This window comes from Tabrizicola sp. (assembly GCF_016793705.1).
GTDB lineage: Bacteria > Pseudomonadota > Alphaproteobacteria > Rhodobacterales > Rhodobacteraceae > Tabrizicola.
Genome location: NZ_JAEULO010000021.1, coordinates 81925 through 107662, shown reverse-complemented (window position 1 = coordinate 107662; position 25738 = coordinate 81925). Strand labels below are relative to the sequence as shown.

Sequence of the window (25738 nt, the reverse complement as noted above, 5' to 3'; positions counted from 1 at the left end):
CCGGCCGGTGTTGCCCCATCCTGACCAGAAGAAACGGGGCGGCCGTTGCCAGCCGCCCCGAGGTGCCCGGAGGGGGCTCAGTTCTTGGCCACGTAGTCCGCGACGTTCGCCGGCGTCACCAGTTCGAACGGGACATAGACCTTCTGGTCAACCGCCTCGCCCTTCGACAGCTTGACCGCCGCATCCAGCGCGCCACCGCCCTGGGCCGCCGCATTCTGGAATACGGTCACGTCCAGATCGCCCGCCTGCATCGCGGCCAGCGCGTCCTGCGTCGCGTCGACGCCGCCGACCTGCACCGTCGCCATGTCGATGCCCGCCGCCTTCATCGCCTGGATCGCGCCGATCGCCATCTCGTCGTTGTTGGAGATGACGCCGTCGAAAGCCGCGCCGGTGGAAAGCCAGTTGGTCATCAGGTTCTGGGCCTGGTCGCGCGACCAGTTGGCGGTCTGCTGGTCGATCACATTGACCTTGACCTTGCACTTGCCGGCGTCGATCACGTCATAGATGTCCTGGGTGCGCTGCACGGCGGCCTGGTTCGACAGCTCGCCCTGAAGCACATAGACATTGACCTCGGTCTTGCCCTCGGCGGCCCAGTTGTCGCACAGCGCGATGGTCTCCAGCGTGCCGGAATCCACCTCGTTCGAGGCGACGAAGGCCTGGTTGTCGGGCAGCGTGTCGACGTTGATCGGCTGGCGGTTCACATAGACCAGCGGGATGTTCGCGGCAGCGGCGGCATCCGACATGGCTTGTGTGGCCGAGGTGTCGACCGGGTTCACGATGATCGCGTCAACACCGCTCGCGATGAAGTTGTTGATCTGGTCCAGCTGCTTGGCGACATCGTTCTGCGCATCCTCGATCTGCACCTTCAGCTCGGCGGCGTCCGCCTGCGACTGGATGCCGTTGCGCAGCACGGTCAGGAAGTTGTCGTCGAACAGCGCCATCGACACGCCGATCCCGTCCGCCATCGCGGTGGTGCCCATCAGTGCGGTCAGACCCGCAGCAAGAAGCGTCTTTTTCATCTCTCTCTCCCTTGGTGGATGTCCGGCGGCATCCTGAATTGTGCCGGAAAGACCCGTTCTCCCTTGGGTCAAAACGTTTCAGGCTGCGCGCGCGGCAAGGCCCTGGCGGATGCAATCGAAGGACTTCGCCAGCTCGCCCGCCGGGTCGGCATAGGCGTGAACCTCGGGCGAGAAGGCCTCATAGCTCACCGGACCGTTCCATCCGGCAGCTTGCAGCGCCGCGATCTGTTCGACATTGCCCAGCCGGTCAGCGGGGGTGACCAGCACGCGATGCGGGTCGCGCATGTCGCTGATGCCGACCTCCTGATCCACGACGCCCGAGACATGGACGATGCCGGTGTGTTCCGGGTAAAGCGGCCCGCCATGGGCAAGCGTGTGGTGGAAGGTGTCATGCACCAGCTTGAACCGGCCCTTGCCGCCGACAGCCTCGATCCCCTCCACCGCTTCCGACTTGTAGCGCAGCGCGCAGATCTCGAAGCCCAGCGGTTCGACCATGCCGATCAGGCCGTGGTCCTCCAGCATCGGCTTCAGCGCCTTCAGCGCGACCCGCAGATTGGCCTGCCGCTCGCCATTGCCCATGCCGAGGTTATCGTTGCGCGGGATCAGGCTGACGGCTTCGGCCCCGGCGGCGCGGGCGATCTGCATCAGCGCCAGTGCCTCGGCTTCCTTGTCTGATGACCAGTCGTTGAACCGCTTGACCTCCGCCACCGCCAGCAGGCGCAGACCATTCTCGCGAACGAAAGCCCCCGCTTCGGCAGGGTCCATGCCGTCGAACAGCGGTTGCGGCAAATCGTTGCGGACCTCGATGCCCACGCAACCCAGGTCTTTCGACAGCGCCACCAGTTCACGGAAGGAAAGCCGGGCGACCGTCATGTGGTTCAAGGCGAAATGGATCATTCCCGGTCCTCCCCAACCGCGGCAATTTCTTTGGCCGGACCATCCCGGACCAGTGCCGTCGCGTCAATCGGTCGCGGGAATAAACCATCATCTCTGACGAAAAACCGTGCAGAAGTCTGATTGCTTTTCGTCAGACGCTTTCGGGAAGATGCAGGTCCGGTTGCAGGAAGTGCTGGCCCTGGACCGGGATCATCCCACCGTTGACCGCCTCGGTTGCCAGGCGGACGAGATCGTCGCAAAGCCGGGTCAGCGGGGTGCCGATCACCATGGTGACATGGCGGCTGATCAGCGCGGCGCGGCTTTCGGGGGTCAGTTCGTTGACGACCAGCGCCACCTCGCCCGGCGCCCGCGCCTCGCGCACCGCCGCAATCGCGCCCTCCATCCCACCGCCCGCGCAGTAGATGCCGCGCAGGTCGGGGTGGCGGCCCAAGAGGTCGAGCGTCGCTTCATAGGTCAGCTGCCGGGTCTCCAGGTTGATGAGCGTGTCGAGCACCTGGAACTGCGGCGCGTGCTCGCGGAAATAGCTGCGCACCCCGGTCTCGCGCAGCTCATGCCCGTGCCAGCGGTAGCCGCCAACGAAAACCGCGATCTTTCCGGCATGGTGCGAGGCGGTGGCGATCATGTGCGCCGCGATACGCCCGACCTTCAAGTTGTTGAGTCCCAAATAGTTTTGTCGCACGCCCTGGCCGAAATCGTTCAGCAGGGAAAAGCAGGGAATCCCCTTGGCGTTCAGCCGCATCACCGCTTCGGTCACTTCCGGGTGGGTGACGGCGGTGGCGGCAATCGCATCGACGCGGCCGACCATGCCCTCCATCAGCTCGGTGAAATCCTTCGGCGACTGCGACGACGCGAAGGCCACCTGCAACGTGGCGCGAACTCCGGCGGCCTGGGTCACGGCCCGCTCCGCCTCGGCCTTGAAATTCTGATAGAAGGCTTGCCGCTCCTTGTGCAGGACGAGCCCCAACCGCAGCCTTGGCAGATCCGCCTGCACCCGCTGCCCGATCAGGGGAGCCGCGTGGTAGCCGATCAGCCGGGCTGCCTCATACACCTTGCGCGCGGTTTCCTCGCGCACCTTCTCGCGCCCGTTCAGGACCCGGTCCACTGTCGCGCTGGAAACACCCGCCTCGTGGGCGACATCGTGGATGGTGGGGCGATTTGCCATTCGATCTGACGAAAATCCATCAAGCCTTTGCCGGATCATGATGGATCATGACGAAACCTGCAAGCGCGCCTATTGGCGATTGTTCCGATGCGGCCTTATCCACGACTCGGCAGGCGGCCCGGTCGGGGACGCAGGACAAGGGAGGACGGGCATGGCCAAGCGGGACTACAGTCTCTTCGGCGCTGACGGCAAGCGCGCGGTGGAAAGCGGGCTGACGGCGGCGGAGTGGTATCACACCGACGTGCCGCGCAAGGTGATGAAGGACCTGATGGCGCGCAGCGACCAGCCTGCCATCCGCGACACGATCATCCTCTACGGCAGCATGATCGTCCTTGCGAGCATCGGCATCGCCCTCTGGCCGTCGTGGTGGTCCGCGCCGTTCTGGCTGGCCTATGGCGTCCTTTACGGCTCAGCCTCCGATTCACGCTGGCATGAATGCAGCCACGGCACCGCCTTCAAGACGCCCTGGATGAACAACTGGGTCTACCAGATCGCCAGCTTCATGATCATGCGCAACTCCGCCACCTGGCGCTGGAGCCATGCGCGCCACCATTCCGAAACCTATTTCGTCGGCCGCGACCCGGAGATCGCCGTGATGCGCCCGCCCGAGCTGGCCAAGCTGATCCTGAACTTCTTCGGCATCATCGACGTGATCAAGTTCTTCCCGAACCTGATCCGCAATGCGCTCTTCGGCCCGACGCCCGAGGAAAAGACCTTCGTGCCGGAAGGCGAATGGGGCAAGGTGCGACGCGTGGCGATCATCCACCTGTCGATCTATGTGGCGACGGTCGCGCTGGCGCTCTGGATGCAGTCGATCCTGCCGCTGATGGTGATCGGCCTGCCCCGGATGTATGGCTGCTGGCACATGATCATGTGCGGGCTCATGCAGCACGGCGGCCTTGCCGACAACGTCATCGACCACCGGCTGAACAGCCGCACGGTCTACATCAACCCGATCAGCCGCTTCATCTACTGGAACATGAACTACCACGTCGAACACCATATGTTCCCGATGGTGCCCTACCACGCCCTTCCGCGCCTTCACGCGACGATCAAGGACGACCTGCCGCCTCCCAACCGCTCCATCGCCGAGGCCTTTGCCGAGATGTGGCCCGCGATCAAGCGCCAGGTCCTGAACGAGGAATACTTCCTCAAGCGCGACCTGCCGCCCACCGCGAAGCCCTACCGCGAGGATTTCCACCAATACGTGCCGGGGATGATGCCCCCCGCCGCTGCAGAATAAGGACACGGGACCATGCCCTGGATCGACGCCTGCGCCACCGGTGACATCGACGAGGAAGATCTGATCCGCTGGGATCACGCCGGGAAGACCTTCGCCATCTACCACTCGCCGGAGGGCGAGTTCTTCGCGACCGCCGGGCTTTGCACCCATGAGAACGTCCACCTTTGCGACGGTCTGGTGATGGGCAACCTGATCGAATGCCCCAAGCACAACGGCCAGTTCGACTATCGCACGGGCGAAGCGATGCGCGCGCCGGTCTGCGTCAATCTCAGGACCTTCCCGGTGAAGGTCGAAGGCGGCCGTGTCTTCGTCGAGGTGGCGTGATGGCACCCCCCACCGTCCGCGACCTGATGGACCAGCGCGGCAAACACCAGTTCGCCATGCTGCGGGTCGAGACCCTGGACGAGGCCGAGGCTGCGGCGAAGGCCGGGGTGGAGCTGCTGTCGGTGCCGCCGTCGATGGTCATGGACCGCCGCTTCCGCGAAGTGGCGCCGGACGCCTTCGCCTTTCCGGGCGACAACTTCTATGAAATCGGCGGCACCGATGATTTCCTCCGCTGGGCCTTCCCGCTGTACAAGCACGGCGCCGACGCCTTCTATTGCTCCGGCTCTCTCGCAACCGTCCGGGCAATGGCCGACCACGGGCTCCCGGTCTGCGGCCATGTCGGCCTGATCCCCTCCAAGCGCACCTGGACCGGGCCGTCTAAAGCGCCGCGCGCAACCCGTCGATCAGCCGCTGCGCCGAAGGCGTCATCTGTGCTCCGGCCCGGGTGACAAGGCTGAACGGCGCGACCGACAGCCCCAGGTCGACCGGCAGCGAGACGAAGGGAATCGACGGGTTCCCGGCGAAACTGTCCACCACCGAGGTAGCCAGAGGCGCGATGGCGTCGGTCTGGTTCAACAGAGCCAGCGTGAACAGGAAGGACGAGGTCGAGATCCGCCGCCGCGGCAGCGGCATTCCCAGTTCCGACAGCCGCGCGATGACCGTCTGCGTCAGCAGAGTCTCGTCATCGCCGACCACCCAGTCATGGCGCAAGAGGTCGTCGGCGGTAATCTGCGGCAACACCAGCAGCGGATGACCCCGGCGCACCACCAGCGACAGGGGCTCGCCCGCGATCACCCGCGCCTCAAGCTGCGTTTCACCGGGGGCAAGTCGGGCCAGCGCAAAGTCCAGCCGCCCTTCGCGCAGAAGGTCGCAAAGCGTGATCGAGGTCGCGACCGTCACTTCGGCGCGGAAATCGGGCAAGGCGTCTTGCAGCTGGATCAGCGTCGGCAGCACCAGGCTCAACGCCGGGCCGGTGACCGAGCCCACCCGTACCACGCCCGCCCGCCCGGTGGCTGCCTCGGCCAGGTCGCGGGCGGCATCGGCCAGCTCGATCTCGATCCGCGCCGCGCGCCGCGCCAGCGCCTTGCCGACCGGCGTCAACTGCAACCCCCGGCCCTGCCTCTCATGCAGCGAAAGGCCCAGCGACGCCTCCATCTCGGCCAGAAGCCGCGAGGCCGCAGGCTGGGCCACCCCGATCCGCGTCGCCGCCAGCCCCAGCGCGCCGGTGTGGTCCATCTCGGCTAGAAGGCGCAGCTGGATCGGTTTCAGTCGGCGCAACTGGGTTGCCAGAGCGATGGACATGCAACCTATACCAATTTCGTTATCATTTGACGCATAAGACCTATTTGACAGGTATGGATCAACTGCGCAATCTCCGCCCTGTCCGTAAGCAGGGGCCGCGCTGGCGTGCTCAAAGCGGATGCAAACGAAGAATCATCGGGAGGAAACAGATGATCTTGACCCGCCGCGGCCTGATGGCCCTGACCGGCGCGACCGCCGCACTTTCCGCCATGCCGCTTTTCGCCCAGGACAAGGGCGCCGTCGGTATCGCCATGCCCACCAAATCCTCCTCGCGCTGGATTTCGGATGGCGAATCGATGGTGAAGGCTTTCCAGGAGGCCGGCTACACCGCCGACCTGCAATATGCCGAGGATGACATCCCGACGCAGCTGAGCCAGATCGAGAACATGATCACTTCCGGCGTCAAGGCGCTGGTGATCGCGGCCATCGACGGCACCACGCTGTCGAACGCGCTGGACAACGCCGCCGCGCAAGGCATCAAGGTCATCGCCTATGACCGCCTGATCCGGGATTCGGGTTCGGTCGACTATTATGCCACCTTCGACAACTTCAAGGTCGGCGTGCAGCAGGCGGAATCGCTGGTCGCGGGCCTCAAGGAGCGCTTCCCCGACGTGAAGCCGTGGAACGTGGAACTCTTCGGCGGCAGCCCCGACGACAACAACGCCTTCTTCTTCTACAACGGCGCGATGTCGGTCCTGCAACCGATGATCGACTCCGGCGAGATCGCCATCCCCTCCGGCCAGATGGGCATGGACGTGGTCGGCACGCTGCGCTGGGACGGCGCGGTGGCGCAGGCCCGGATGGACAACCTCCTGTCCTCGAACTACGGCGACAAGCAGCTGCATGGTGCGCTGTCCCCGTATGACGGACTCTCCATCGGCATCCTGTCGTCGGTCAAGGGCGTGGGCTACGGCTCGGGCGACCTGCCGATGCCGATCGTCACCGGCCAGGACGCTGAGATCCCCTCGGTCAAGTCGATGATCGCCGGGGAACAGTATTCGACGATCTTCAAGGACACCCGCGAACTGGCGAAAGTCACCGTGAAGATGGTGGACGCCGTGCTTGCGGGCGGCGAGCCGGAAATCAACGACACCTCGACCTACGACAACGGCGTCAAGGTCGTGCCGTCCTACCTGCTGGAACCCGTCTCGGTGAACCTCACGAACTACGAGCAGATCCTCGTCGGTTCGGGCTACTACACTGCGGACCAGCTGAAGTAAGCTGATCCCACGGGCCCGCCTGCGCAGCTCCAGCCTGGGCGGGCCCTTCGGGGAGGAGCCATGACCACACTTCTGGAAATGCGGGAGATCACCAAGGTCTTCCCGGGCGTGAAGGCGCTTGACCGGGTCAGCCTGACGGTCGAGGCCGGCGAAATCCACGCCATCTGCGGCGAGAATGGCGCGGGCAAATCCACGCTGATGAAGGTCCTGTCCGGCGTCTACCCGCATGGCAGCTATGACGGCGACATCATCTACGACGGCCAGCCCCTCGCCAACCGCGGCATCCGCGACAGCGAGGAGAAGGGGATCATCATCATCCACCAGGAACTCGCGCTGATCCCGCTGTTGTCGATCGCCGAGAACCTGTTCATGGGCAACGAGGTCGCGACCAACGGCGTCATCTCCTGGCCGCTCGCGATGCAGAAGACCGGCGAGCTTCTGCGTCAGGTCGGCCTCAACGAACCCCCCGGCGTGATCGTGGGCAAGCTGGGCGTCGGCAAGCAGCAGCTGATCGAGATCGCCAAGGCCCTGTCGAAGAACGTCCGCCTCCTGATCCTCGACGAACCCACTGCCGCCTTGCAGGAGGCTGATGCCGACCGCCTTCTGGACCTCATGCTCGAACTGAAGGCCCAGGGTGTCACCCAGATCATCATCAGCCACAAGCTGAACGAAATCTCCCGCGTCGCCGACCGGATCACCGTGATCCGCGACGGCACCTCGGTCTCCACCCTGTCCAAGGCCGAAATCTCCGAAGACCGCATCATCCGCGACATGGTCGGTCGCGACATGGCCCACCGCTACCCCGAACGCACCCCGAACCCCGGTGAAATGCTGTTCCAGGTGGAGAACTGGTCCTGCTTCCACCCCGAACAGGCAGGCCGACAGATGATCAAGGGCGTGTCCCTGAACGTCCGCAAGGGCGAGATCGTCGGCATCGCCGGCCTGATGGGCGCCGGGCGGACGGAATTCGCCATGTCGATCTTCGGCCGCAGCTACGGCAAGGGCCACCAAGGCACCGTGAAGATGCATGGCAAGCCGGTGGACGTTTCCACCGTCACCAAGGCCATCGACGCCGGCATCTCCTACGTCACCGAAGACCGCAAGGCGCTGGGCCTGATCCTGGAAGAGCCGATCCTGAAGAATATCTCACTCGCGAACCTCTTCGGGATCGCGAAGAACTCCATCCTCGACAAACGGCGCGAGACGCAGGTCGCCGAGGGCTACAGGAAGCAGCTTGCCATCCGCACCCCCGGCGTGCAGCAGAAGGTGGTGAACCTGTCCGGCGGCAACCAGCAGAAGGTTGTCCTGTCGAAATGGCTTTTCACCGACCCGGCGCTCCTGATCCTCGACGAGCCCACTCGCGGCATCGACGTGGGCGCGAAGTTCGAGATCTACACGATCATGAAGGACCTCGCCGAACAGGGGCGGGGGGTGCTGATGATCAGCAGCGAAATGCCCGAACTCCTCGGCATGTGCGACCGAATCTACGTGATGAACGAAGGCCGGATCGTGGGTGAGCTGGCCCGCGACGAGGCAAGCCAGGAGAAGATCATGGCGCTGATCGTGAAAGACAACAGCAAGACCGCAGGGAAGGTGGCGTGAATGGCTGACAAGCAAAGCTCTCTCGGCGGCCATTTGCGCGAAAACGGCATGCTCCTGGCACTGGTCGCCATCGTGGCGCTGTTCTCGTTCCTGGTGTTCCTGCAGGGCAAGCCGATGTTCCTGCAGGCGCCGAACATCACCAACATTTTCCTGCAGAACGGCCACGTCATCATCCTGGCGCTCGGTATGCTTCTCATCATCGTCGCCGGGCACATCGACCTGTCGGTGGGTTCCGTCGCCGCCTTCACCGGGGCCGTCGCCGCCTACCTGACGGTCGACCTCGACCTCCCCTTCGTCGCCGTCATCCCCCTGACCCTGATCGTCGGCGGGTTGATCGGCGCCGCCCAAGGCTACTGGGTCGCCTACTGGCGTATCCCGTCCTTCATCGTGACCCTGGCCGGGATGCTGGTCTTCCGCGGTGCGACCCTCTGGCTTCTGGGAGGCCAGAACATCGGCCCGTTCCCCAAGGCCTTCCAGGCCATGTCCTCGGGCTTCATCCCCGACCTCACCGGCATCGGCAAACCCCACGGACTGACCCTGATCGTCACCGCCATCGCCATCGGTGTCGTCGTCTGGATCGGCATGCGCTCCCGCGCCCGGGATGCCGAGTTCGGGATCACCCCCGAACCCACCGGCCTTTTCTGGGGCCGCACCACCATCATCGCCGCCGCGATGGCTTTCGTCGGCTGGCAGCTTGCCAGCTTCCGGGGCCTGCCGAACGTGCTGGTGGTGCTGGCGATCCTCATCATCCTCTATGCCTTCTTCACCGAAAACACCGTGCAGGGCCGCCGCATCTATGCCGTCGGCGGCAACTACAAGGCAGCGCTCCTGTCAGGCATCCGGGCCGACCGGCTGGTCTTCTTCTGCTTCGTCAACATGGGTGTCCTCGCGGCTCTTGCCGGCATGATGGTGACGGCGCGCCTCAACTCCGCCACCCCCAAGGCCGGCACCGGGTTCGAGCTTGACGCCATCGCCGCCGTCTTCATCGGCGGGGCCTCGATGGCGGGCGGCTCGGGCAAGATCATCGGCGTGGTGATCGGCGCGTTGATCATGGGCGTGATGAACATGGGCATGTCGATCCTCGGCATCGGCATCGACTACCAGCAGATGATCAAGGGCCTCGTCCTTTTGGCCGCCGTGATCTTCGACGTCTACAACAAGAACAAGTGAGATAGGCCATGCATTTGTCCACCGTCAGGGGCGCGGGCGTCGTCGCCCGGCAAGGCTCCGATGCCCGGATCCTGCGCAACACGGCTTCGGTCTACGACCTGGCGAATTCGGCCATCAAGGCTGGCCATTCGCTTGCCGCCGAGATCGCCGCGCGCGGGCTGGGAGAGACGGTCGACCTGACCCGCGTGGCCTTCGACCTGCCGGTCAGCCACCCCGACCCGGCGCACCTGCACCTGACCGGAACCGGATTGACCCATCTCGGCTCGGCTTCCGCCCGCGATGCGATGCATGCCAAGCTGGAAGGCGCGGAAAATCTGACCGACAGCATGAAGATGTTCCGCATGGGTCTGGAAGGCGGACGCCCCGCAGCCGGTGAGGTGGGCGCGCAACCGGAATGGTTCTACAAGGGCAACGGCTATGCCGCCGTCGCGCCCGGCGCCGCGCTGGAAGCCCCCGGTTTCGCCGAGGACGGCGGCGAAGAGCCCGAGCTCGCCGGTATCTACCTGATCGGCCCCACAGGCACCCCGCACCGGATCGGCTGGGCCTTGGGTAACGAATTTTCCGACCATGTGACCGAACGGGTCAACTACCTCTGGCTCGCGCATTCCAAGTTGCGGGTCGCTTCCTACGGACCGGAGATCCTGGTCGGCGACCTGCCCGCCGACGTCCGCGGGCAAAGCCGCATCCTGCGCGGCGGCCAGACGATCTGGGAAAAGCCGTTCCTGTCGGGCGAGGCGAATATGTCCCACACTTTCGCCAATCTCGAACACCACCACTTCAAGTACGGCATCTTCCGCCAGCCCGGTGATCTTCACGTCCACTATTTCGGGACGGCCACCCTGTCCTTCGCCGATGGCATCACGACCGAAGCCGGAGACACGTTCGAAATCGAGGTGGCGGATTTTGGTCAGCCTCTCCGCAATACCCTGAGTTTCGCGCCGAAGACCGAAGGTGCGACCCAAGTCCGTCCGCTGTAAGGAGCCCGCGCCATGACCTTCAAACCCGCCAAATGGCCCCGGAAGCTCCGCTCGCAGGAATGGTTCGCCGGCACATCGAAGGACGCGATCTACCACCGCAGCTGGATGAAGAACCAGGGCCTGCCCGCCGACCTCTTCGACGGCCGCCCGGTGATCGGCATCCTCAACACCTTCTCGGAACTCAACCCCTGCAACGCCCACCTGAACGACCTGGCGGAACGGGTGAAGCACGGCGTCTACGAGGCAGGCGGGTTGCCCGTCATCGTCCCCGTCTTCAGCGTCTCTGAAAGCGGTTTTCGTCCCACCGCAATGATGTTCCGCAACCTCGCCGCAATGGCGGTCGAGGAAACCATTCGCGGGCAACAGATGGACGGCGTCGTCTGCCTGGTCGGCTGCGACAAGACCACCCCCTCGCTCCTGATGGGCGCGGCATCGGTCGACCTGCCCACCATCATGGTCTCGGGTGGTCCGATGCTGAACGGCTATTACCGGGGCGAACGTGTCGGCTCCGGCACCCACCTCTGGAAGTTTTCCGAGGCCGTGAAGGCCGGGGAAATGACCGCCGAAGAATTCGTCGAGGCCGAAGCCTCGATGTCCCGCTCTCCCGGGTCCTGCAACACGATGGGCACAGCTTCCACCATGGCGAGCATGGTCGAGGCGCTGGGCATGACCCTCTCCGGCAACGCCGCGATCCCGGCGGTGGACTCGCGCCGCCGCGTCATGGCCCACCTCACCGGCCGCCGCATCGTTCAGATGGTGAAGGACGACCTCAAACCCTCCGACATCCTGACGCGCGAGGCCTTCCAGAACGCCATTCGCACCAATGCGGCGATCGGCGGGTCCACCAACGCCGTGATCCACCTCCTCGCCATCGCGGGTCGCTGCGGCATCGACCTGACGCTCAACGACTGGGACGACTGGGGCCGCGACGTGCCCACGATCGTCAACCTGATGCCTTCGGGCAAATACCTGATGGAGGAATTCTTCTACGCCGGCGGCCTTCCGGCGGTGATCAAGCGGCTGGGCGAGGCCGGGCTTCTGAACAAGGACGCGCTCACCGTCTCCGGCGGCCCGGTCTGGGACGAGGTCAAGGATGCCCGCATCGACAACGACGACGTGATCCTCCCCGCCGAAAAGGCCCTCACCCAATCCGGCGGCATCGTGGTGGTCCGGGGCAACCTCGCCCCCGACGGCGCCGTCCTGAAACCCTCCGCCGCCACCCCCGCCCTGATGCAGCACCGCGGCCGCGCCGTCGTGTTCGAGGATATCGACGACTACAAGGCCCGGATCGAGGACGAGGCGCTCGACATCGACGAGACCTGCGTCATGGTGATGAAGAACTGCGGCCCGCGTGGCTATCCCGGCATGGCCGAGGTCGGCAACATGGGCCTGCCGCCCAAGGTCCTGCGCAAGGGCATCACCGACATGGTCCGCATCTCCGACGCAAGGATGAGCGGCACCGCCTACGGCACCGTCGTCCTGCACACCAGCCCCGAAGCCGCGCGCGGCGGCCCGCTGGCAGTGGTGAGGACCGGCGACATGATCGAACTCGACGTCGCCAACCGCCGCCTGCACCTCGACATCTCCGACGAGGAACTCGCCGCGAGACTCGCCGCCTGGAAACCCGCTGTCGAACCCCCCTCGGGCGGCTATGCGAAACTCTACCACGACCACGTCCAGGGCGCCGACAAGGGCGCCGACATGGACTTCCTCACCGGCTGCCGCGGCAACGCCGTCGCGCGGGAAAGCCACTGATGGCCACCAGGATCGCCCTGGTCGGTATCGGCAAGATCGCGCTGGACCAGCACGTCCCCGCACTCGCCGCCTCCCCCGACTGGCAACTCGCCGCCACCATCAGCCGCCACGGCCAGGTCCCCGGCATCCCCGCCTTCACCTACTTCGCCACCTTCCTGGCCGACTGCCCCGACGTGCCGGTGGTCTCGCTCTGCCTGCCCCCCGTCCCCCGTTTCGACTATGCCGAGGCGGCGCTCAAGGCCGGGCGCCACGTCATGCTGGAGAAACCCCCCGGCGCGACCCTCGCCGAGGTCCACGAACTCGAAGCCCTCGCCAAGGCCAAGGGCCTCACCCTCTACGCCACCTGGCACAGCCGCATGGCCCATGCCGTCGCCCCGGCGAAAGCCTGGCTCCAGGACAAGACCGTCCAGAAAGCCCACATCACCTGGCGCGAGGACGTCCGCAAATGGCATCCCGGCCAGGACTGGGTGTTCCAGCCCGGCGGCATGGGCGTCTTCGATCCTGGCATAAACGCCCTGTCGATCCTGACCGAAATCCTGCCACGCCCCGTGCACCTGACCAAGGCACGCCTGGAATTCCCTGAAAACCGCCAGACCCCCATCGCCGCGCAACTGACCTTCTCGGGCAATGTCACCGCCGATTTCGACTGGCGCCAGCAGGGCCCGCAGACCTGGGACATCGAAGTCGCCACCGACAAAGGCCACCTCGCCCTCCGCATGGGCGGCAACGTGCTGGAGATCGACGGCAGACCCGTGGCTGGCGAGAACACCATCATGGGCGAATACCCCGCCCTCTACGCCCGGATGGCCGACCTCCTCCGCCAAGGCACCAGCGACGTCGACCTTTCCCCGATGGTCCACGTCGCGGATGCCCTGACCCTTGGCGAACGCATCACCGCCGCCGCCTTCGACTTCTGAAAGGACCCTCGCCATGCTGACCGGAAAACACCTGATCGCGGGCACATGGACCCAGGACGACCAGACCTTCGCTTCCTCCCCCGCGCATGGCCCGTCGCACCAATTCTCCATCGGCACCCCCACCCATGTCGAAACGGCCTGCAACGCCGCCGAGGCCGCTTTCCCCGCCTACGCCGCCAAGACCCGCGCCGAACGCGCCGCCTTCCTCAACCGCATCGCTGACGAGATCGAAACGCGAGGGCCAGAGATCACCGAGATCGGCACCCAGGAAACCGGCCTCCCCGTCGCCCGCCTCGAAGGCGAACGTGGCCGCACCACCCTGCAGCTCCGCCTCTTCGCCACACATATCCTGAAAGACGACTGGCTCGACCGCCGCCACGACGCCGCGCTCCCCGACCGCCAACCCGCCCCGCGCCCGGACCTCAAGCTCATCCAGCGCCCCATCGGCCCCATCGCCGTCTTCGGCGCCTCGAACTTTCCCCTCGCCTTCTCCACCGCGGGCGGCGACACCGCCTCCGCCCTTGCCGCCGGTTGCCCCGTGGTGGTCAAGGGCCACTCCGCCCACCCCGGCACCGGCGAGATCGTCGCCCAGGCCATCGACGCCGCCATCCGCGCCTGCGACATGCCCCCCGGCACCTTTTCCCTCGTGCAAGGCGGCAAACGCGACGTGGGCGAGGCGCTGGTCCAGAACCCCCACATCAAGGCCGTCGGCTTCACCGGCTCCCTCGCCGGGGGCCGCGCGCTCTTCAACCTCTGCGCCGCAAGGCCCGAGCCGATCCCCTTCTTCGGAGAACTCGGCTCCGTCAACCCGATGTTCCTCCTCCCCGCCGCCCTCGCCGCGAGGGGAGACGCCATCGCCAAAGGCTGGGCCGGGTCGCTGACCCAAGGTGCAGGCCAGTTCTGCACCAACCCCGGCATCGCCGTCGTGATCGACGGCAAGGACGCCGACACTTTCGTCGAAGCGGCGAAACAGGCCGTCAGCGCGGTCGGCCCGCAGACCATGCTGACCGACGGCATCGCCGAAGCCTACCGCGCGGGCCGCGACCGGGTGGCCGCCGGGAACGGCGTCCGCTCCGTCCTCACCACCACCTGCGACCTCAGAAACGCCACCCCCTATCTCTATGAGGTCTCCGGCGCTGACTGGCTGGCCGACCACGCCCTCGCGGAAGAGGTCTTCGGCCCCCTCGGCCTCATCCTCCGCGTCCGCCACGCGGCGGAAATGCAGGAGATCGCCCGCAGCCTGCAAGGCCAGCTGACCTGCACCCTCCACCTCGACGACGCCGACACCGACCTCGCCCGCGCCCTGATGCCGGTGCTGGAGCGGAAAGCGGGCCGCCTCCTCGCCAACGGCTTCCCCACCGGCGTCGAGGTGGTGGATGCCCAGGTTCACGGCGGCCCCTATCCGGCCTCGACCAACTTCGGCGCGACCTCCGTGGGCACCATGTCCATCCGCCGCTGGCTTCGCCCCGTCGCCTACCAGAACATGCCCGCCGCCCTCCTGCCGCAGGATTGGGCCTGACCGAGTGGCCGAGATCACCCCCAACGGCCGGATCGACGGTGCCGAGGTCCAGCGGGCCAGCCTCACCGGCCCCAACGGGATGCGGGTGGTCCTCCTCAGCTGGGGTGCGCGCCTCGCCGAACTCTGGGTGCCCGACCGCCAGGGCACCCTCGCCGACATCGTCCTCGGCCACGACAGCCCTACCGATTGGCAGACCCACGGCACCTACCTCGGTGCCACCTGCGGCCGCTACGCCAACCGCATCGCCGGGGGCCGCTTCGCGCTGGACGGGCGCAGGGTCCAACTGGACCGGAACGAAGGCCCGAACACCCTCCACGGCGGCAGCATGGGCTTCGACCGCAGGCACTGGACCATCGACAGCCAATCCGACACCCACGTCACCTTCGCCCTCATCTCGCTCGATGGTGAGATGGGCTTCCCCGGCACCCTGACCGCCCGCACGACCTACCGGATCGACGGCCCCGCGCTCATGATCGAGATGACCGCCGCCACCGACGCCCCGACGGTGGTCAACCTCGTCAACCACGCCTATTTCAACCTCGCAGGCCAAGGCGCGGGCGACATCATGGGCCACCAGCTCCAGGTCGAGGCCAACCACTACCTGCCCGTCGACCATGAACTGATCCCGACCGGCGAAATCCTCTCCGTCGCCGAGACCCCCTTCGATTTCCGCCAGCCCCGCACCATCGGGGCCAAACTCCCCGGCCCCAACGCCTTCGACCACAACTTCTGCCTTTCTGCCCCCATCGGCGCGGATGGCCTCCGCCCCTGCCTCACCGCCACCGATCCCGCCTCGGGCCGCCGGATGCGCCTGTCGACCACCGAGCCCGGCGTCCAGCTCTACACCGGCGCGCATTTCGCGGGCGGGCCGGGCAAGCGCGGCGCGCACTACCCCCGCTTCGCCGGTTTCGCCGCTGAGACCCAGCATTTCCCCGACACGCCGAACAACCCGCAATTCCCCTCGGCCCGGCTCGACCCCGGCCAGAGCTACCGACACCTCATGCGCCTGGACTTCACCCCGGCCTGACCTGCGACCGGGCCCTGCCCATGTGACGGCCAGACCTTACCAGATCGCTAACGCCCGCAAGCAAGCCATTGAAATCATGGGGCGCGAAAATCTGTCCACCGTGGACACTCTCACGCCACCGCCTGCGCCCCGGTGATTTCGACCAGCGAGCCGCACATGAACGCCGCCTCGTCCGAGGCGAGGAAAGCGACCAGCGCCGCCACCTCCTCCGGCTTCCCGATCCGCCCGAAAGGGACCATCTTGTCCAGGTCGGCAATCGTCCGCCCCGACCGCCTGACCCCCGCCTCCAGCATCGGCGTGTGGATCTCCCCCGGACAGACCGCATTCACCCGGATCTTCTGGGGCGCATAGTCCCGGGCAAGGTTCTGAGTAAAGCTCGCCACCGCCGCCTTGGTCACATTGTAGGCGATGTGCCCCGGCGCCGGATACAGCCCCCATTGCGAGGCGGTGTTGACGATGGCCCCACCCCCCTGCGCGATCATGCCGGGAAGCGCCGCCTGGCACAGGTGGAACATCGCGTCGATGTTGACCGCGAAGGACAGATCCCAATCCTCCGCCGTCAGCGACAGAAGCGGTCCCCGCCGGTTGATCCCCGCGTTGTTGCAAAGGACGTCGATCCGCCCCTCCTCCGCCAGCACGTCCGCCACCACCGCCTTGCAATCCTTGGCCTTCGAGATGTCGCCCGTCACCCCCCGCGCCCGGCCGCCCGAGGCCCGCAAAGCCGCCGCCGTCGCCTCGACCCCCTCGGCGTTCACATCCGTCACCACCACCCGCGCGCCCTCGCTGGCGAAGCGGGTCGCAATCGCCGTCCCGATCCCGCCCGCCGCGCCCGTCACCACCACGACCTTGTTCTGAAACCGCATCCCGTCCCCCTACCTCAGATAGCTGCCGCCGTTCACATCCAGCACCGCCCCGTTCAGCGAGGCCTGCGAGGGCCGGAAGCAGAAGGTCACCAGCTCGCCGATCTCCTCCGGCGCGGCCATCCGGCCGATGGGGATCCCCGCCAAGGCGGCTGCCTCGCCATGCTGGGCGATGTAAGCCTCCGCCATCTCGGTCCGCACCCAGCCCGGCGCCAGCGCGACCGCCGTGATCCCCTCGGCCCCATGCGACTGCGCCACCGACTTGGTCAGGTTGATCAGCGCCGCCTTCGAGGCCCCGTAGGCCATCGCATTCGAGGCATAGCCGCGCTGGCCCGCCCGGCTGGCCATGTTGACGATCCGCCCGCCACCCTGTGCCCTGAAACGCAGGATCGCCGCGCGGGTCAGGTCGACGGCGGCGAGGAAATTCACCCGCATCTCCCGCTCCCACACCGCCTGCCACTCCGCCAGCGGAGCATCCACCGCAACCTCCGACCGGATGCCCGCGTTGTTCACGAGGCCGGTGATCCGCCCCTCGGCCGCCACCGCGGCCTCCCACAGCGCGGTCGCCGCTTCGGGCCGAGCAAGGTCCGCCGCGACGATGGCCCCCGTGCCGCCCAGCGAGGCGAGCAATTCCTCCGCCGCCGCCCGGCTCCGCCCGTAGTGGATCACCACCCGCGCGCCCTCGGCCACGAGAGACCGGCAGATCGCCTGCCCGATGGCCCCGGTCGCGCCCGTCACGAGGATGGTCTGCCCCGACAGCATCATCCGCCCCATGTATCCGACAGCGTGAACCCCAGCGGGAACGGGTCGCTCGGATCCAGCCCGATCTGGCTGATCCCGTAGATCCAGGCCTGCCCCGACACCCGGTTCCGCGTCGCCCTATAGGGGCCGACCAAGGTTTCCTCGACGAACTCCGTCACGAATTCCCCACCGATGATCGACCGCGAGACCACCTTGTCCCCCCGCTTCGCCAGCCCGCGTGCGTGGCGCACCGCCATGCTGGAGTTCGACCCGGTCCCGCAAGGCGACCGGTCCGCCCGGCCGGGGCGCAGGGTGGTGCAGGTCCGCAGGGCTCCGTCCGGCTCGTCGCTGCGGAACATCACATAGGACAACCCGTTCAGCGCCGGGGTGGTTGGGTGCAGCGCAGGTTCCACCGCCGCGATCCGGTTGCGCAGACTGACCCCGGTCATCGCCAAAGCCCGCGCATTTTCCGGTGCGATGGTCAACCCGATCTGCGCCACATCGACCAGCGCATAGAACACCCCGCCGAAGCAGAGGTCATAGCGCAGCGGGCCCCATTCCGCCGTCTCGATCACTGCATCCTGCTTCGTGACAAAGGCGGGCGGCATGTCCAGCGTTACCTTGACCACCTTGCCACCCGCGCAGGTCGCCGTGGCCACCACCAGCCCCGCCGCCGTGTCGAGGGTCACGACGCTCACCGGCTCCACCATCGGCACCATCCCGGTTTCCAGGAGCGCCGTCGTCGCGCAGATCGCGTTGGACCCCGACATCGCATGGGCCTGATCCGGTTGCAGCACGATGAACCCCACATCGGCGCGGGGGTCGCAGGCCGGGGTCAGCAAGCAGAACGACCCCGCCGGGCCGGAGCGCGGCTCGGAACAGAGCCAGCGGCGCAACGAGTCATCGACCGTGTTCAGGTGATGCAGCTTTTCTGCCATCGTCGCGCCGGAAATGTTGAGCACACCCCCGGTGATCACCCGCCCGATCTCGCCCTCGCAGTGGACGTCCACGGTTTGTATCGTCCGGCTGAACCGCATTCTTCCTCCCCTCAGAACCTGTTCACCCGGTAGGGATGCAGATCGACCGCGGGCTTGGCGCCGGTGATCAGCTCTCCCATCAGGCGGGCCGTTGTCGCGGCATAGGTCAGGCCAAGATGCCCGTGGCCGGTGGCATAGAACAGCCCCTTCGTCTTCGCGCTGGCCGAGAGGATCGGCACCGTATCCGGCAGGGCAGGGCGGTGGCCCATCCATTCGGTGAACTCCTCGCAACGCAAGGCAGGCAGGGCTTCCTTGGCCCGCTTCACCGTCACCTTCGCCCGGCCATAGTCCGGGGCTGCGTCCAGACCCGCCATCTCCACCGTGCCGCCGACGCGGATGCCGCCTGCGGTGGGCGTCACCATGAAGGCCTTGGCGGGCCAGATGATCGAGTGTTTCATCGTGATGCCGGGTGCCATGATCTGCGTGTGATAGCCGCGCTCGGTCTCGAGCGGGATCGGCTCGCCCAGCTCCTTCGCCAGCTTCGCGGAATAGGCACCGGCACAGATCACCACCTCACTGGCAGCAAGTTTGCGCCCGTCCTTCAGCACCACCTCGCGGATACCTTCGCCACGGACGAAACCCGCGACTTCGCCCGTCTCGATCCGGCCCCCCAGAGCGACGAACCGCTCCGCCAGCGCCAACACCAGCTTGTAAGGGTCCTTCATCGAGCGGTTCTGCGGGAAAAGGACCGCCATGCCGATCCGGTCGGAAAGCTCCGGCTCCAGCGCCTTGATCGCCTGACGGCCGATCACCTCATGCGGGAAGCCGAACCGCTCCAGAATCTCGATATGCTCGCGGTCGGCCTTGAATTCCCCCTCGTCGGCGTAAAGCGACAGGCAACCTTCCTCGCTGATCTGGTCCGACAGCCCCGTCTCGCGCAAAAGGTCCAGCGTGTCGTCCAGCGCGCGGGAACAGAGCGCCGCGCCCTGCGCCTCAAGCTCCTCCAGCCTCGTCGGACGCGAGGCGGCGATGAAGCGCAGGAACCACGGGACCAGCTTCGGCATGTAGGACGGGCGCACCCGCACCGGGCCTTCCGGGTCAAGCATCCAGCCGGGAATCTGCTTCCAGACCGAGGGGCGGGAGGACGGCATGAATTCGGTCACGGCAATCGAGGCCATGTTGCCGAAGGACGCGCCACGGCCAGGCGCATCTCGGTCGACCAGCACGACCTGACGGCCGCGCTTTTGCAGGTCATGCGCGATGGCGGTGCCGATGATCCCGGCACCCACGACGACCGTTGTCATTTCCAGTTCAGGATCGGCTGCATCGCCGCTGCGAATTCGGCTTTCTCGGCATCGGTCAACGGGCCGAAGGGCATCCGGCATTCGCCGACGGGGTTGCCCTGCAACTCGCAGCCGTATTTCAGCTTCTGCACGAACTTGCCCGATTCCAGCACGTTCATCGCGGGCCAGACCGCCTGCATGATCTCTTTCGCCCGGGCATGGTCGCCCTTGCGGAAGGCCGCGTCCATTTCGCAGACCGGCTTCGCCATGCAGTTGGCCGGGCCGCAGATCCAGCTGTCGGCGCCCCAATGCATGAAGTCCCAGGCGATGTCGTCCGAGCCGGAGACCAGCTGCACGCGCCCCGCATAGCGCTGCGAAATCCCGATCGCCCGTTGCATCACGCCCGAGCTTTCCTTGATCCCGATGATCCGCGGATTGTCGGCCAGGGCATCCAGCGCCTCGTATTCGATCTCCACCCCGTCCTTGCCGGGGTAGGAGTAGAGGACGACATTCATGTCGGTGGCGTCGATCACCTCGTTGAAATGGCGGATGATTTCGGCCTGGGTCGGCTTGGTGTAGAAGGGCACGGCGAGGAGGACGGCATGGTAGCCCATCTCCTTCGCCCGCTTGGTGTTGGCGATCACCCCGGCCGTGGAGGGCGCGTTGGTCCCGGCGATCAGCGTCTCGCTTGGGCGGGCGAAGTCCTTGACGAAGCGCAGGACCTGGTCGCGTTCATCGTCGCTCATCAGGTTGTATTCGCCGGATGATCCACAGGGCACCCAACCCGACACCCCCGCCGTGCGCAGGGCGACAAGGTGCTTTTCGAAAACCTTGAAGTCGATCTGCCCCTTCGCATCGAAGGGCGTGACAAGCGCAGGCATGACGCCGGATAGCTTCAACATCGGGAAAATCCTCTCCTGAAAAGCTGCGTTGCGGCACAGCCTCGACCCATGCCTATCATGACGACATAATGCCGACACGTCAACACGAGAATATACTGTGTCGACTTGATCGGGCTCCTCCGCTATGCTTCGTGAAAGCCGGGAGGGGCCGCCATGCGCGACGAGACGGAACCGAAACGGGTCAAGGGCTCGGGCGTGAAGTTCGCCTACGAGACCCTGCGCGACGAAATCCTGTCGCTCGACCTGGAACCCGGCGCGGTGCTGGACGAAACCTCGCTGGCGGAACGCTTCGGCATGTCGCGGTCGCCGGTGCGCGAGGCGCTGATCCGGCTGGCGGGGGATGATCTTGTCGTCACGCTCTCCAACCGTTCGACGGTGGTGGCCCCCATCGACCTGCAAAGCTTCCCGAAATACGTCGAGGCGCTGGACGTGGCGCAGCGGATGAACACCCGCCTTGCGGCGGAGCTGCGCACCGACCTCGACCTCAAGACCATCGCCCGGCGGCAGAAGGAATTCCTGGCCACCGTCAGCAAGGGCGACCATCTGGCGATGTCCGAGGCGAACAAGAATTTCCACATGGCCATCGCCCATGCCGGGAGGAACCCCTACCTCTCCGCCTTCTACGAACGCCTGCTGAACCAGGGCCGCCGGATGCTGCACCTGCACTTCGCCTATCTGGAGCAGGGCGATGGCGAGGTTCTGCTGACCGATGAGCATGACGACATGCTGGCCGCGATCCGCGACCGGGACGTGGCGCGGGCCGATGCGCTGGCCCATGCCCATACAAGGCAGTTCAGGGACAACTTCATCAGCTACCTGAAGCAGAACTACCTGAAGGACGCGCCCATCGTCTCGCTTGGACCCGCCGCCTAACCGCCCTTCAGGCGTTGCAGCAGGTAGACCTCGCTTTGCGCTGCAACGGGCGCGGCGCGGTTGTTGGCGATCACCTCGCCGTCCACCGCCACAGAGAGCCCCGCCTTGATCGCCGGGCCCAGACCCGGATGCGCCTTTTCCAGCGCATCCAGCATCTGCCCGACCGTTGCGGCCTCCACCTCCACCACCTCCTGCCCGTCGGCAAAGCGCCGCAGGCTGGCCCAGAGATGGACCTTCGCCATCAGCCCTTCGCCTTGATCGCCGCCAGCACCTTGGGCGGTGAGCAGGGCAGGCTGCGGATGCGCGCGCCCGTCGCCCCGGCGATGGCCGAGGCGATGGCGGGCAGGGGCGGGGTGATCCCCGTCTCGCCCACGCCCCTCACACCATAGGGGTGGCCGGGGTTCGGCACCTCGACGATCACCGTGTCGATCATCGGCAGGTCCGAGGCCACCGGGATGCGGTAGTCGAGGAAGATCGGGTTCTGCAACCGCCCGTCCGTGCCGTAGACATATTCCTCGTTCAGCGCCCAGCCGATGCCCTGCGCGGCGCCGCCCTGGTACTGGCCTTCGACATAGGCGGGGTGGATCGCGGTGCCCGCATCCTGCACCACCAGATAGCGCAGCACGGTGGTCCGCCCCGTTTCCGGGTCGACCTCCACATCCACCACATGCGTCCCGAAGCTGGCTCCATAGCCGCCCGCCGTCACCTCGTGGTGGCCGGAAATCGGCCCGCCGGTCGAGCCCATCTTGGATCCGATTTCTCCGATGGTCATGGGCGGGTGCTTGCCCGCGTTCGGCCCTGCCGGGTGCGCCGCGCCGTCCTTCCATTCGACCGCTTCCGCGTCGATGCCCCAGTCGGCGGCGGCGCGACGGCACATCTCGGCAATCGCCTGCCGCGCCGATTCCACCGCCGCCTTGCCGCTGGCAAAGGTCGCCCGGCTGCCATGCGTCGGCTCGTTCACGCCAAGCGCGCCGGTCTCGACCACGTTGACGCGCACATCCTCGTAAGGAATCCCCAGACACTCGGCCACCATCAGCCCGATGGAGGCCCGGCTGCCGCCGATATCCGGCGTGCCGATCATCACGGTCGCCGTCCCGTCCTCACCCACCGCCAGTGACACCGAGGTCTCGCCGCCGTGGTTGAACCAGAAGCCCGAGGCAACGCCGCGTCCCTGGTTCGGGCCCAAGGGAATCGCATAGTTCGGATGCGCCTTCGCGGCCTCCAGCGTCTCCTGCAACCCGATCACATTGTAAACCGGCCCGTAGGACGACTTGGACCCGTTCTTCGCCCCGTTCTTCAGCCGCACCGCGATCGGGTCCAGCTTCAGTTCGCGGCACATCTCGTCGACCAGGCTTTCCACCGCGAAGGCCGCCATCGGCGACCCCGGCGCGCGGTAGGCCGCCGCCTTCGGGCGGTTGGCGATCACTTCAACCGCTTCATGCTTCAGCGCCGGAATGTCGTAGCAGGCAAAGGCGCAGGGCAGCGCCTCGCCGATGGGGGACATGCCGGGGAAGGCCCCGCCCTGCATCCTGAAAAAGACCTGTCCGGCGGTAATCGTGCCGTCGGTCTTCATCCCCAGCTTCACGTCCATCGAGGCCGAAGCCGTCGGCCCCGTCGCGCGCAGCACCTCAGATCGGCTCATCACCAGCTTCACAGGCCGCCCGCCCGCCTTCTTCGATAGGGCCAGCGGCAGCGGTTCCATGAAGATCGTGGTCTTGCCGCCGAATCCGCCGCCGATCTCGGAGGGCGTCACCCGCAGACCTGCCGCCTCGATCCCCAGCACCGAGGCGCACATCCGGCGGATGTACCAATGGCCCTGCGTGCAGACCCACATCTCGCCGCGCCCGTCCTCACCCATCTGGGCGACGCAGGCGTGGGGTTCGATATAGCCCTGATGGGTCGCCTCGGTCTTGTAGGTCTGTTCGCGCACGATATCCGCAGCGGCAAAGCCCGCATCGACGTCGCCATGCCCGAACTCCATGTAGCGCGCGACGTTGCCGTTCATCCCTTCCGGCACGGAATAGTCCGCCACACCCTCACGGATCACGGGCGCCCCCGGGGCCATCGCCGCATCGACATCGGTCACATGCGGCAGGACCTCGTACTCCACCTCGATCAGCCGCGCCGCGTCCTGCGCGAGGAGCGCCGAGGTCGCAGCCACCGCCGCCACCGCGTGCCCGTCATAGAGCGCCTTCTCCCCTGCCAGGGTGTTGTCCTGCAGGTTCAACTCTTCGCCCGTCAGGCCGGTCGGAAGGTCGGCGCGCGTCACCACGGCCTTCACCCCGTCCAGCGCCAGCGCCTTGGAAGCGTCGATCTTCACGATCCGCGCATGGGCATGGGGCGATCGCACCACGGCGGCATGCAGCATCCCCGGCAGCGAGAAATCCGCGCCATAGCGTGCGCGACCCGTCACCTTGTCCAGCCCGTCCGGGCGGTTGGGGCGGGTGCCGATCAGCTTGTATCCGGTCTTCACATCATCCCGTGCCATCACGCAGCCCCCCGCATTTCCGCCGCCGCGTCCTGTACGGCGCGGATGATCTTGTCATAGCCGGTACAGCGGCACAGGTTCCCGGCCAGCCAGTAACGGATTTCGGTATCCGTCGGGTCCGGGTTCCGCTCCAGAAGCGCCTTCGCCGCCACCAGAATGCCCGGCGTGCAGAAGCCGCACTGCAGGGCCGCGTGTTCGATGAACTTGCGCTGCAACGGGTGCAATTCCTCGCCCGCCATGCCCTCGATGGTCTCGACCCGTTTGCCGTTTGCCTCGGCCGCCAGCATCAGGCAGGAACAGACCAGCGTCCCGTCGACCGTGACCGAACAGGCCCCGCAGTCGCCGGTGCCGCAGCCTTCCTTGGTTCCGGTCAGGTCCAGATGATTGCGCAGTGCGTCCAGAAGCGTCTCGCGCGGGTCCGCCAGGAATTCGACCGGGTCGCCGTTGACGGTGGTGGTGACGTGAATCTTGCTCATGCTTTCAGTCCTTTCGCCCGGTCATAGGCGATCTTCGCCGCCCGGCGGGCCAGAACGCCCGCCACTTCGATCCGGAACTCCTTCGTGCCGCGCTTGTCGGAAATCGGTTTGGCCTCACCCTCGGCCGCCTTCGCCAGCGCCTCCAATGCCGAATCATCCAGCGTTGTGCCGATGATCGCCTTCGCCGCCGCCTCGGACAGGATCACCGTCGGCGCGACCGCCCCAAGCGCAACCCGTGCCTCGACAATCCTGTCGCCCTCAAGCCGCAGGTTCACAGCGCAACCCACCACGGCGATGTCCATCTCTGTCCGGGGAATGAAGCGCAAATAGGCGTCGCCGCCGTTCTTCCCCCGTGGCGGCAGGGTGATCGCCGAGATCACCTCGCCCCTTGCCAGAGAGGTCCGGCCCGGTCCTGTCGGAACCTGCTCCACCGGCAGGTCGCGGCTGCCCTTCGGCCCCGTCACGGTGACTACCGCGCCCGCCGCGACCATCCCCGGCACGGAATCTGCCGCAGGCGAGCCGTTGCACAGATTGCCCGCCAGCGTCGCCCGGCCCTGCACCTGGGTCGAGCCGACGAGGTTCATCCCCTCGACCACGCCGGGCCAGTCGCGCACCAGCGCCTCATGCGCGCCCAGCACGATCCCCGGCACCGCGACGCCGATCCGCCAGCCGCCGTCGGGTGCGCGCTCGATCCGGTCGACTCCCGGAATCTGCTTCAGGTCAATCAGGTCATCCGGCTGAACCATGCCCGCGCGCATCTGCACGAGGACATCGGTTCCCCCGGCAAGGAATCGCAGGGTTCCCTTGGCCCCTGCCGCAATCGCCGAGGCATCCGCAAAGCTGGTTGGTGTGTGGTATCGCATCTCGTCTCCCTACCGGCGCCAAGCGCATTGGGTGCGTCTTCGCTCCCGACTTTGCTGCACCGAGGCCAAAGCTGCAATGACCAGTCTGCATCGGCCTGACCCCAGCCAAAAGTCCCTCTCCGGCACGGCCCCCGATTTTAT

Annotated in this window: 25 protein-coding genes; 12 read left to right on the top strand and 13 right to left on the bottom strand. The window is 66.5% G+C overall.

Features of this window, described 5'->3' with window-relative positions:
• Window positions 1-77 precede the first annotated feature (77 nt).
• The 3 genes from JNJ68_RS03855 to JNJ68_RS03845 all read right to left on the bottom strand — a co-directional run bounded on the left by JNJ68_RS03855 (window position 78) and on the right by JNJ68_RS03845 (window position 3078).
• Window positions 78-1019, bottom strand: a complete 942-nt coding sequence (locus JNJ68_RS03855) for a substrate-binding domain-containing protein (RefSeq protein ID WP_294979174.1) — start codon at window positions 1017-1019, stop codon at window positions 78-80.
• 78 nt (window positions 1020-1097) lie between these two features.
• Window positions 1098-1916, bottom strand: coding sequence for a TIM barrel protein (locus JNJ68_RS03850; RefSeq protein ID WP_294979172.1), 819 nt, complete (start codon window positions 1914-1916; stop codon window positions 1098-1100).
• Between the two features lie 130 nt (window positions 1917-2046).
• A complete protein-coding gene (locus JNJ68_RS03845) occupies window positions 2047-3078 on the bottom strand; it encodes a LacI family DNA-binding transcriptional regulator (protein WP_294979169.1) in 1032 nt (343 codons plus the stop codon).
• 151 nt (window positions 3079-3229) lie between these two features.
• On the opposite strand from JNJ68_RS03845, the gene JNJ68_RS03840 reads away from it, so the two are divergent.
• The 3 genes from JNJ68_RS03840 to JNJ68_RS03830 are packed head-to-tail and all read left to right on the top strand — an operon-like array spanning window position 3230 to window position 5094.
• Window positions 3230-4321, top strand: coding sequence for a fatty acid desaturase family protein (locus JNJ68_RS03840; RefSeq protein WP_294979166.1), 1092 nt, complete (start codon window positions 3230-3232; stop codon window positions 4319-4321).
• 12 nt (window positions 4322-4333) lie between these two features.
• Window positions 4334-4645: a MocE family 2Fe-2S type ferredoxin gene (locus tag JNJ68_RS03835; RefSeq protein ID WP_294979163.1), complete on the top strand. Its 312-nt coding sequence runs from the start codon at window positions 4334-4336 to the stop codon at window positions 4643-4645.
• Window positions 4645-5094: a hypothetical protein gene (locus JNJ68_RS03830; RefSeq protein WP_294979161.1), complete on the top strand. Its 450-nt coding sequence runs from the start codon at window positions 4645-4647 to the stop codon at window positions 5092-5094. The genes JNJ68_RS03835 and JNJ68_RS03830 overlap by 1 nt, the downstream gene beginning before the upstream one ends.
• Here the strand turns inward: JNJ68_RS03830 and JNJ68_RS03825 are convergent.
• Entirely contained in the window at window positions 5024-5947 is a 924-nt protein-coding gene (locus tag JNJ68_RS03825) for a LysR family transcriptional regulator (RefSeq protein ID WP_294979158.1), read from the bottom strand. The two genes, JNJ68_RS03830 and JNJ68_RS03825, sit on opposite strands and share 71 nt — an antisense overlap.
• 149 nt (window positions 5948-6096) lie before the next feature.
• Here JNJ68_RS03825 and chvE point away from each other — a divergent pair, with 149 nt between their 5' ends.
• Genes chvE through JNJ68_RS03785 form a run of 8 tightly spaced genes read left to right on the top strand, consistent with a single transcriptional unit; the run spans window position 6097 to window position 16134 of the window.
• Window positions 6097-7167 (top strand): multiple monosaccharide ABC transporter substrate-binding protein, encoded by a 1071-nt coding sequence (gene chvE / locus JNJ68_RS03820; protein WP_294979155.1) that lies wholly within the window; start codon window positions 6097-6099, stop codon window positions 7165-7167.
• A 60-nt stretch (window positions 7168-7227) separates the two neighbouring features.
• A complete protein-coding gene (gene mmsA, locus JNJ68_RS03815) occupies window positions 7228-8769 on the top strand; it encodes a multiple monosaccharide ABC transporter ATP-binding protein (RefSeq protein ID WP_294979152.1) in 1542 nt (513 codons plus the stop codon).
• The gene (gene mmsB / locus JNJ68_RS03810; protein ID WP_294979150.1) at window positions 8770-9939 is read left to right on the top strand and encodes a multiple monosaccharide ABC transporter permease; all 1170 of its coding nucleotides are present in this window, start codon (window positions 8770-8772) and stop codon (window positions 9937-9939) included.
• A gap of 8 nt (window positions 9940-9947) precedes the next feature.
• Window positions 9948-10916: an AraD1 family protein gene (araD1, locus tag JNJ68_RS03805; RefSeq protein WP_294979146.1), complete on the top strand. Its 969-nt coding sequence runs from the start codon at window positions 9948-9950 to the stop codon at window positions 10914-10916.
• Window positions 10917-10928: 12 nt separating this feature from the next.
• Entirely contained in the window at window positions 10929-12671 is a 1743-nt protein-coding gene (araD, locus tag JNJ68_RS03800; protein ID WP_294979143.1) for an L-arabinonate dehydratase, read from the top strand.
• Entirely contained in the window at window positions 12671-13588 is a 918-nt protein-coding gene (locus tag JNJ68_RS03795) for a Gfo/Idh/MocA family oxidoreductase (RefSeq protein WP_294979139.1), read from the top strand. The genes araD and JNJ68_RS03795 overlap by 1 nt, the downstream gene beginning before the upstream one ends.
• 13 nt (window positions 13589-13601) lie before the next feature.
• Window positions 13602-15107, top strand: coding sequence for an aldehyde dehydrogenase (NADP(+)) (locus JNJ68_RS03790; protein ID WP_294979136.1), 1506 nt, complete (start codon window positions 13602-13604; stop codon window positions 15105-15107).
• A gap of 4 nt (window positions 15108-15111) precedes the next feature.
• The gene (locus tag JNJ68_RS03785) at window positions 15112-16134 is read left to right on the top strand and encodes an aldose epimerase family protein (protein ID WP_294979133.1); all 1023 of its coding nucleotides are present in this window, start codon (window positions 15112-15114) and stop codon (window positions 16132-16134) included.
• Between the two features lie 110 nt (window positions 16135-16244).
• Here the strand turns inward: JNJ68_RS03785 and JNJ68_RS03780 are convergent, their stop codons facing one another.
• Genes JNJ68_RS03780 through JNJ68_RS03760 form a run of 5 tightly spaced genes read right to left on the bottom strand, consistent with a single transcriptional unit; the run spans window position 16245 to window position 20897 of the window.
• Entirely contained in the window at window positions 16245-16997 is a 753-nt protein-coding gene (locus JNJ68_RS03780) for an SDR family NAD(P)-dependent oxidoreductase (RefSeq protein ID WP_294979131.1), read from the bottom strand.
• 9 nt (window positions 16998-17006) lie between these two features.
• Entirely contained in the window at window positions 17007-17756 is a 750-nt protein-coding gene (locus tag JNJ68_RS03775; RefSeq protein ID WP_294979128.1) for an SDR family NAD(P)-dependent oxidoreductase, read from the bottom strand.
• Window positions 17756-18772 (bottom strand): proline racemase family protein, encoded by a 1017-nt coding sequence (locus JNJ68_RS03770; protein ID WP_294979126.1) that lies wholly within the window; start codon window positions 18770-18772, stop codon window positions 17756-17758. The genes JNJ68_RS03775 and JNJ68_RS03770 overlap by 1 nt, the downstream gene beginning before the upstream one ends.
• An 11-nt stretch (window positions 18773-18783) precedes the next feature.
• The gene (locus JNJ68_RS03765) at window positions 18784-20016 is read right to left on the bottom strand and encodes an FAD-binding oxidoreductase (protein ID WP_294979123.1); all 1233 of its coding nucleotides are present in this window, start codon (window positions 20014-20016) and stop codon (window positions 18784-18786) included.
• Window positions 20013-20897 carry a dihydrodipicolinate synthase family protein gene (locus tag JNJ68_RS03760; protein ID WP_294979121.1) on the bottom strand — a complete coding sequence of 295 codons (885 nt, stop codon included), beginning with the start codon at window positions 20895-20897 and terminating at the stop codon, window positions 20013-20015. Before JNJ68_RS03760 ends, JNJ68_RS03765 begins: the two co-directional genes overlap by 4 nt.
• A gap of 153 nt (window positions 20898-21050) precedes the next feature.
• Here JNJ68_RS03760 and JNJ68_RS03755 point away from each other — a divergent pair, with 153 nt between their 5' ends.
• Window positions 21051-21770: a GntR family transcriptional regulator gene (locus JNJ68_RS03755; protein ID WP_294979118.1), complete on the top strand. Its 720-nt coding sequence runs from the start codon at window positions 21051-21053 to the stop codon at window positions 21768-21770.
• Here the strand turns inward: JNJ68_RS03755 and JNJ68_RS03750 are convergent.
• Genes JNJ68_RS03750 through JNJ68_RS03735 form a run of 4 tightly spaced genes read right to left on the bottom strand, consistent with a single transcriptional unit; the run spans window position 21767 to window position 25597 of the window.
• Window positions 21767-22012 carry a MoaD/ThiS family protein gene (locus tag JNJ68_RS03750; protein WP_294979116.1) on the bottom strand — a complete coding sequence of 82 codons (246 nt, stop codon included), beginning with the start codon at window positions 22010-22012 and terminating at the stop codon, window positions 21767-21769. The two genes, JNJ68_RS03755 and JNJ68_RS03750, sit on opposite strands and share 4 nt — an antisense overlap.
• Entirely contained in the window at window positions 22012-24258 is a 2247-nt protein-coding gene (locus tag JNJ68_RS03745) for a xanthine dehydrogenase family protein molybdopterin-binding subunit (protein WP_294979114.1), read from the bottom strand. Before JNJ68_RS03745 ends, JNJ68_RS03750 begins: the two co-directional genes overlap by 1 nt.
• Window positions 24258-24734 carry a (2Fe-2S)-binding protein gene (locus tag JNJ68_RS03740; protein WP_294979111.1) on the bottom strand — a complete coding sequence of 159 codons (477 nt, stop codon included), beginning with the start codon at window positions 24732-24734 and terminating at the stop codon, window positions 24258-24260. The genes JNJ68_RS03745 and JNJ68_RS03740 overlap by 1 nt, the downstream gene beginning before the upstream one ends.
• Window positions 24731-25597 (bottom strand): xanthine dehydrogenase family protein subunit M, encoded by an 867-nt coding sequence (locus tag JNJ68_RS03735; RefSeq protein WP_294979108.1) that lies wholly within the window; start codon window positions 25595-25597, stop codon window positions 24731-24733. Before JNJ68_RS03735 ends, JNJ68_RS03740 begins: the two co-directional genes overlap by 4 nt.
• Between the last annotated feature and the right edge of the window lie 141 nt (window positions 25598-25738).

Excerpts from the sequence above, each read along its gene's own strand:
- mmsA (WP_294979152.1), top strand. The coding sequence starts at position 7,228 with ATGACCACACTTCTGGAAATGCGGGAGATCACCAAGGTCTTCCCGGGC.
- JNJ68_RS03750 (WP_294979116.1), bottom strand. The coding sequence starts at position 22,012 with ATGGCGAAGGTCCATCTCTGGGCCAGCCTGCGGCGCTTTGCCGACGGG.
- araD (WP_294979143.1), top strand. The coding sequence starts at position 10,929 with ATGACCTTCAAACCCGCCAAATGGCCCCGGAAGCTCCGCTCGCAGGAA.
- JNJ68_RS03765 (WP_294979123.1), bottom strand. The coding sequence starts at position 20,016 with ATGACAACGGTCGTCGTGGGTGCCGGGATCATCGGCACCGCCATCGCG.
- JNJ68_RS03840 (WP_294979166.1), top strand. The coding sequence starts at position 3,230 with ATGGCCAAGCGGGACTACAGTCTCTTCGGCGCTGACGGCAAGCGCGCG.
- JNJ68_RS03775 (WP_294979128.1), bottom strand. The coding sequence starts at position 17,756 with ATGCTGTCGGGGCAGACCATCCTCGTGACGGGCGCGACCGGGGCCATC.
- mmsB (WP_294979150.1), top strand. The coding sequence starts at position 8,770 with ATGGCTGACAAGCAAAGCTCTCTCGGCGGCCATTTGCGCGAAAACGGC.
- JNJ68_RS03735 (WP_294979108.1), bottom strand. The coding sequence starts at position 25,597 with ATGCGATACCACACACCAACCAGCTTTGCGGATGCCTCGGCGATTGCG.
- JNJ68_RS03740 (WP_294979111.1), bottom strand. The coding sequence starts at position 24,734 with ATGAGCAAGATTCACGTCACCACCACCGTCAACGGCGACCCGGTCGAA.
- JNJ68_RS03755 (WP_294979118.1), top strand. The coding sequence starts at position 21,051 with ATGCGCGACGAGACGGAACCGAAACGGGTCAAGGGCTCGGGCGTGAAG.
- JNJ68_RS03825 (WP_294979158.1), bottom strand. The coding sequence starts at position 5,947 with ATGTCCATCGCTCTGGCAACCCAGTTGCGCCGACTGAAACCGATCCAG.
- araD1 (WP_294979146.1), top strand. The coding sequence starts at position 9,948 with ATGCATTTGTCCACCGTCAGGGGCGCGGGCGTCGTCGCCCGGCAAGGC.
- JNJ68_RS03845 (WP_294979169.1), bottom strand. The coding sequence starts at position 3,078 with ATGGCAAATCGCCCCACCATCCACGATGTCGCCCACGAGGCGGGTGTT.
- JNJ68_RS03790 (WP_294979136.1), top strand. The coding sequence starts at position 13,602 with ATGCTGACCGGAAAACACCTGATCGCGGGCACATGGACCCAGGACGAC.
- chvE (WP_294979155.1), top strand. The coding sequence starts at position 6,097 with ATGATCTTGACCCGCCGCGGCCTGATGGCCCTGACCGGCGCGACCGCC.
- JNJ68_RS03830 (WP_294979161.1), top strand. The coding sequence starts at position 4,645 with ATGGCACCCCCCACCGTCCGCGACCTGATGGACCAGCGCGGCAAACAC.
- JNJ68_RS03855 (WP_294979174.1), bottom strand. The coding sequence starts at position 1,019 with ATGAAAAAGACGCTTCTTGCTGCGGGTCTGACCGCACTGATGGGCACC.
- JNJ68_RS03850 (WP_294979172.1), bottom strand. The coding sequence starts at position 1,916 with ATGATCCATTTCGCCTTGAACCACATGACGGTCGCCCGGCTTTCCTTC.
- JNJ68_RS03835 (WP_294979163.1), top strand. The coding sequence starts at position 4,334 with ATGCCCTGGATCGACGCCTGCGCCACCGGTGACATCGACGAGGAAGAT.
- JNJ68_RS03795 (WP_294979139.1), top strand. The coding sequence starts at position 12,671 with ATGGCCACCAGGATCGCCCTGGTCGGTATCGGCAAGATCGCGCTGGAC.
- JNJ68_RS03760 (WP_294979121.1), bottom strand. The coding sequence starts at position 20,897 with ATGTTGAAGCTATCCGGCGTCATGCCTGCGCTTGTCACGCCCTTCGAT.
- JNJ68_RS03770 (WP_294979126.1), bottom strand. The coding sequence starts at position 18,772 with ATGCGGTTCAGCCGGACGATACAAACCGTGGACGTCCACTGCGAGGGC.
- JNJ68_RS03780 (WP_294979131.1), bottom strand. The coding sequence starts at position 16,997 with ATGCGGTTTCAGAACAAGGTCGTGGTGGTGACGGGCGCGGCGGGCGGG.
- JNJ68_RS03745 (WP_294979114.1), bottom strand. The coding sequence starts at position 24,258 with ATGGCACGGGATGATGTGAAGACCGGATACAAGCTGATCGGCACCCGC.